Genomic DNA, 4172 nt, shown 5'->3' with positions numbered 1-4172 from the left:
CGGATAAACGGTGCACCGCGCGCATAACGAGTGCGGATCTTGTCCTCGGGAACAATATGGCCGCCTTCCTCGACTCGCGTGCCAACACGCGCGACAGAGAGATTCGGCGTCTCGACACCGACATGCATCACGATGACGGTGAAACCTTTGGTGCGAGCTTCGTCGATCAGTTCAAGTTTAGAGGGATGTGAGAAGACGGTTTCCGTCACGAAATCCCGCCCCCGAGCGAGATGGTCAGCCCGGCGCGAAGCCGCGATCTCGGCCGCTTCGTAAGACGCAGCAGGTGATGGATCGCGCAGTTCGTCGCGCTGGATGATGTCTGCGTTGATGAACGGTCCTGCAAAACTCGGTGCTACGCGGGTCTCGTAGAGCGTAGACTTGCCGGCACCATTAGGCCCGGCAAGTACGATCATCGTCGGCTTCATGCCTTGGGGGTAGCTTTCTCACGCACGAGGTTGCCAGCCGCATCGAGGCCGACACCCAGACCAAGCTGCCGTCGCCGGGCAAAGAAGGCATTCTCGTCAGAACCAGGCCGCCCCATTTTCTCGATAAAGCTGTCGAGCCAGACATCCTTCTCTTCGTCGGTGAGATCAGTCGTCTGAATGTCACCAGCGAGTGCCGCAGTGATACGGGCATGATCGAAATTGCCTGACTTTTCGATAGCGCGGCCGATGCGCACCCAATGGGCGATCTGACCGGCGATCGAGCGGCTCTGCAACTCGGACTCGCGACGCACGATCTTCATGATGTCGTCACCAAGTTTGATGGACTGGGCCATTAGGTCACCTCCAGTTTCGTGAGGTAGCATTTTGCTACCTCATTTTCAAGCGCGCCCTTCGATGCTCGAACCGGGGCGTTGCAGATGCAACCCCAGCGGGTATGGCTGCCAAACACCAGCCAATGATGCCAAATCAGCGGCAGGTATCAAGGATCCGAAACTCAGCGAGACACGTCCGGTTTGTTGGCGGACGCTGCTGGGCCAGTAGCCTAAAGCCTGAAACGGGGCGGTGCCGTGCAGCATCGACGTCAGCGCCGCCCGTCTTGCATGAGCCTCAGAACCGATAGGCGAGCGCGAGGCCGGCGGCCGGTTGCCAGAGACTGCCCTCCTCGGCGACGGGGCTGTCAGCCAGATCGCCGATGAGATAGCTCGCGCCGGCGCGGGCGATGACCCCGAGGCGTCGGTTGAACCAGTAGGATGCCGTCACGCCCGCGCCCACGTCCCGGAAGCCTGCGTCGGGGCGATAGGCCGGCAAGCCGCTAGCCGCCGCGTCGGCCTCGTCTATGCCGAAATAGGTNGCGTCGGTTGAACCAGTAGGATGCCGTCACGCCCGCGCCCACGTCCCGGAAGCCTGCGTCGGGGCGATAGGCCGGCAAGCCGCTAGCCGCCGCGTCGGCCTCGTCTATGCCGAAATAGGTGCGGGCATAATCCGCATTGGCCCAGCTTGCCTGCGCGTCGAGCGAGAGGGAGAAGACCGGGCTGCGGATCGCCGTCGCGATCAGGCCCTTGTGCGTGTCCGACACGTCGTGGACGACGGTCAGGTCNGCGATAGGCCGGCAAGCCGCTAGCCGCCGCGTCGGCCTCGTCTATGCCGAAATAGGTGCGGGCATAATCCGCATTGGCCCAGCTTGCCTGCGCGTCGAGCGAGAGGGAGAAGACCGGGCTGCGGATCGCCGTATAGCTCGCGCTGGCCGTCGCGATCAGGCCCTTGTGCGTGTCCGACACGTCGTGGACGACGGTCAGGTTCAACTGCACTGATCCCTGCCCCCAGCGATCGCCGCCGATCCTGTAGCCCACAAAGCCGCCAGCCTCGATCGCGGTGTCGATTTCCGGCAGGAGGCCAACGGGGTCGTCCGCATCGTTACGCGGGAGGCGCACGCCGATCGTCGGGCCGAAGGACAGGCGCGACCCCGGATTGAGATCCNTGCACTGATCCCTGCCCCCAGCGATCGCCGCCGATCCTGTAGCCCACAAAGCCGCCAGCCTCGATCGCGGTGTCGACAGGCGCGACCCCGGATTGAGATCAAGCCGCAGACGCTGGCCGCGCATTTCCAGGTTGACAATGCCGAGGTGGATTTCACCCGTGATGAAGGGCAGCACGCGCATGTCGCCCGCGCCGTCATATTCGGGCACGATGCCGGNGACAGGCGCGACCCCGGATTGAGATCAAGCCGCAGACGCTGGCCGCGCATTTCCAGGTTGACAATGCCGAGGTGGATTTCACCCGTGATGAAGGGCAGCACGCGCATGTCGCCCAGCCGTCATATTCTGGCACGATGCCGGCGCCCACCGCGACGTCGACCTCCATCGCCGGACGGCAGACGCATCGCGGTTCCGGCCCGCGGCATGGAGATGGCGAGCATCGACATGCGACCGGTCTGCCGCATTGCGCCTGGCCGATACTCGCCAGCCACCGCGATCAGCCCGCGTCGGTCTCGACGGGGGTCTTGAGGAGCTGCTGCTCCCACAGATACGCGATGCCGGAGCCCCCGGCATGCTGGATCAGGATGTCCGGCAGAAGCGCGGCGGAGTCGGTGCGCGCCCAATCGCGCTGCCACTCCGAGCCCACCGCCATCCAGGTCATCATGTTCACGCCTGCCGCGATCATGCGCTGGATCGCGACCTGATGCGCCTCGACCGAGACACCGCCGCTGGCGTCGGTGACGACCGTCACGTCCCAGCCTTCGCCAGCCGCGTGGATCGCCGGCATCGCGACGCAGACCTCGGTCCACAGACCGGCGATGATGAGCTGCTTGCGGCCCGTCGCCTTGACCGCGTCAACGGTCGGCTTGTCCTCCCAGGTGTTGATGAAGGTGCGGTCGATCACCTCCTGACCGGGGAACACGTCGGTCAGCTGCTTGAACAGCAGGCCGCCACGCTTGGCGATGACGCTGGTCAGGATCGTGGGGACCTTGAACGCCTTGGCCATCTTCGCCAGCGCGGCAGTGTTGTTCACGACGGCCTGCGGATCGTGACTGTTCACGTTAGATAGCTGGTAGGGCTGATGATCGATCAAGAGGAGCACCGAATCTTCGGGCCGAAGAAGCGAATCGAGGCCGTTGCGGAGTGTCATGACGGTTCTTTCTTCTGAAAATGGTTCCGTAGGTCGCTGAGGCATCGATCGAAGCGACGTCCCCGGCTCGGGTGTTGCCATTCCCCTTTCCGGCGCGGTAGCGTCGCCTGATGATGTGCTGTGTCGCACGCCGGGGAACGCTGGATGGAAATTGAGGACTTGCGGACGTTCGTCGAAGTCGCCGACGCGGGTGGCATAACGCCCGCCTCGCGCCGGCTCGGCATATCCAAATCGATGGTCAGCCGGCGGCTCGTCCGGCTCGAGGCGGAGTTGAGTGTGCAGCTTCTCGCCCGCACCACGCGGGGTGCCGCGCTGACCGAGGCCGGGGCGACGTTCCGGGAATACGCTGCGCGGGTGGTTGCCGAGATCGAGGTTGCCAGGGAGACGGTCCTCCCGGCGGGCGAGTTGAGAGGACGCCTGCGCGTCGCGGCGCCGCTGTCGTTCGGACCGACGCATTTCGCGCCCATCCTCGCTGACATGGCGGCGCGCCATCCAGAGCTGCACATCCACGCATGCTACACGGATCGGTTCGTCGACCTGATCGCAGAGGGGTACGATTGCGCGATCCGCGTCGGAATGTTGCCCGATTCCAACCTGATCGCGAGAAGGATCGGCCCGATCAACGCCAAGTATGTCGCGTCGCCGGCCTATATCGAGAGATACGGGTTACCGGAAACGCCTGAGGAACTCGTGACCCATCAGGCACTCATGCAGGGCACCGAGACATGGCCCGCCATGGACGGCGACAAGGTCATCGCGATGCGGCCGCAAGGGCGGTTCAAAGCCGACAACGGCGTCGCCCTCGTTGCCGCTGCGGTGGCCGGGATCGGTATCGCAGCCCTCCCCAACGATCTGATTCAAGAGCATTTGGACTCGGGCGCACTGGTGCCAGTGATGCCGCGTTATCCCGTTCCCGAGCACGGCATCTATGTCGTCCGGCCCCCGGGGCAGCACCCATCGCGCAAGGTTCGGGTCCTCACCGAGATGCTGATCGAATGCTTCGGGCGCTCCAACGGGGGTTCCGAAGCGACCCGGGATCGGTAGCCCGGGCAAGCAGCACGGCATCGGTGATCGATGCCGAGTCTGCCTCCTGGACTCATT

The 4172-nt window shown here is 64.3% G+C and carries 7 protein-coding genes; 1 reads left to right on the top strand and 6 read right to left on the bottom strand.

What is annotated here, in order from left to right:
• The 6 genes from AC58EF_RS28170 to AC58EF_RS28145 form a co-directional block, all read right to left on the bottom strand.
• A partial coding sequence (locus AC58EF_RS28170) for an ATPase (RefSeq protein ID WP_497279669.1) occupies positions 1-425 on the bottom strand: 425 nt, incomplete at its 3' end.
• The gene (locus tag AC58EF_RS28165) at positions 422-778 is read right to left on the bottom strand and encodes a ParD-like family protein (RefSeq protein WP_497279668.1); all 357 of its coding nucleotides are present in this window, start codon (positions 776-778) and stop codon (positions 422-424) included. The genes AC58EF_RS28165 and AC58EF_RS28170, both read right to left, overlap by 4 nt.
• Before the next feature lie 274 nt (positions 779-1052).
• Positions 1053-1283, bottom strand: coding sequence for a MipA/OmpV family protein (locus AC58EF_RS28160; RefSeq protein ID WP_497279671.1), 231 nt, complete (start codon positions 1281-1283; stop codon positions 1053-1055).
• Complete coding sequence (locus AC58EF_RS28155) at positions 1258-1485, bottom strand: MipA/OmpV family protein (protein ID WP_497279670.1); 228 nt, start codon at positions 1483-1485, stop codon at positions 1258-1260. Before AC58EF_RS28155 ends, AC58EF_RS28160 begins: the two co-directional genes overlap by 26 nt.
• Entirely contained in the window at positions 1379-2131 is a 753-nt protein-coding gene (locus AC58EF_RS28150; RefSeq protein ID WP_497279667.1) for a MipA/OmpV family protein, read from the bottom strand. Before AC58EF_RS28150 ends, AC58EF_RS28155 begins: the two co-directional genes overlap by 107 nt.
• 286 nt (positions 2132-2417) lie before the next feature.
• Positions 2418-3071 (bottom strand): hydrolase, encoded by a 654-nt coding sequence (locus tag AC58EF_RS28145; RefSeq protein ID WP_497279666.1) that lies wholly within the window; start codon positions 3069-3071, stop codon positions 2418-2420.
• Between the two features lie 144 nt (positions 3072-3215).
• Between AC58EF_RS28145 and AC58EF_RS28140 the strand changes: the two genes are divergently transcribed.
• Positions 3216-4115, top strand: coding sequence for a LysR family transcriptional regulator (locus tag AC58EF_RS28140; RefSeq protein ID WP_497279665.1), 900 nt, complete (start codon positions 3216-3218; stop codon positions 4113-4115).
• Positions 4116-4172 lie beyond the last annotated feature (57 nt).

It is taken from the genome of Sphingobium sp. WR1 (assembly GCF_059693745.1).
Note: the sequence above shows the minus strand (reverse complement) of the source record. Positions and strands in the feature narration are given on the sequence as shown.

Coding starts and splice junctions, on each gene's coding strand:
- AC58EF_RS28165 (WP_497279668.1), bottom strand. CDS start 778: ATGGCCCAGTCCATCAAACTTGGTGACGACATCATGAAGATCGTGCGT.
- AC58EF_RS28145 (WP_497279666.1), bottom strand. CDS start 3,071: ATGACACTCCGCAACGGCCTCGATTCGCTTCTTCGGCCCGAAGATTCG.
- AC58EF_RS28140 (WP_497279665.1), top strand. CDS start 3,216: ATGGAAATTGAGGACTTGCGGACGTTCGTCGAAGTCGCCGACGCGGGT.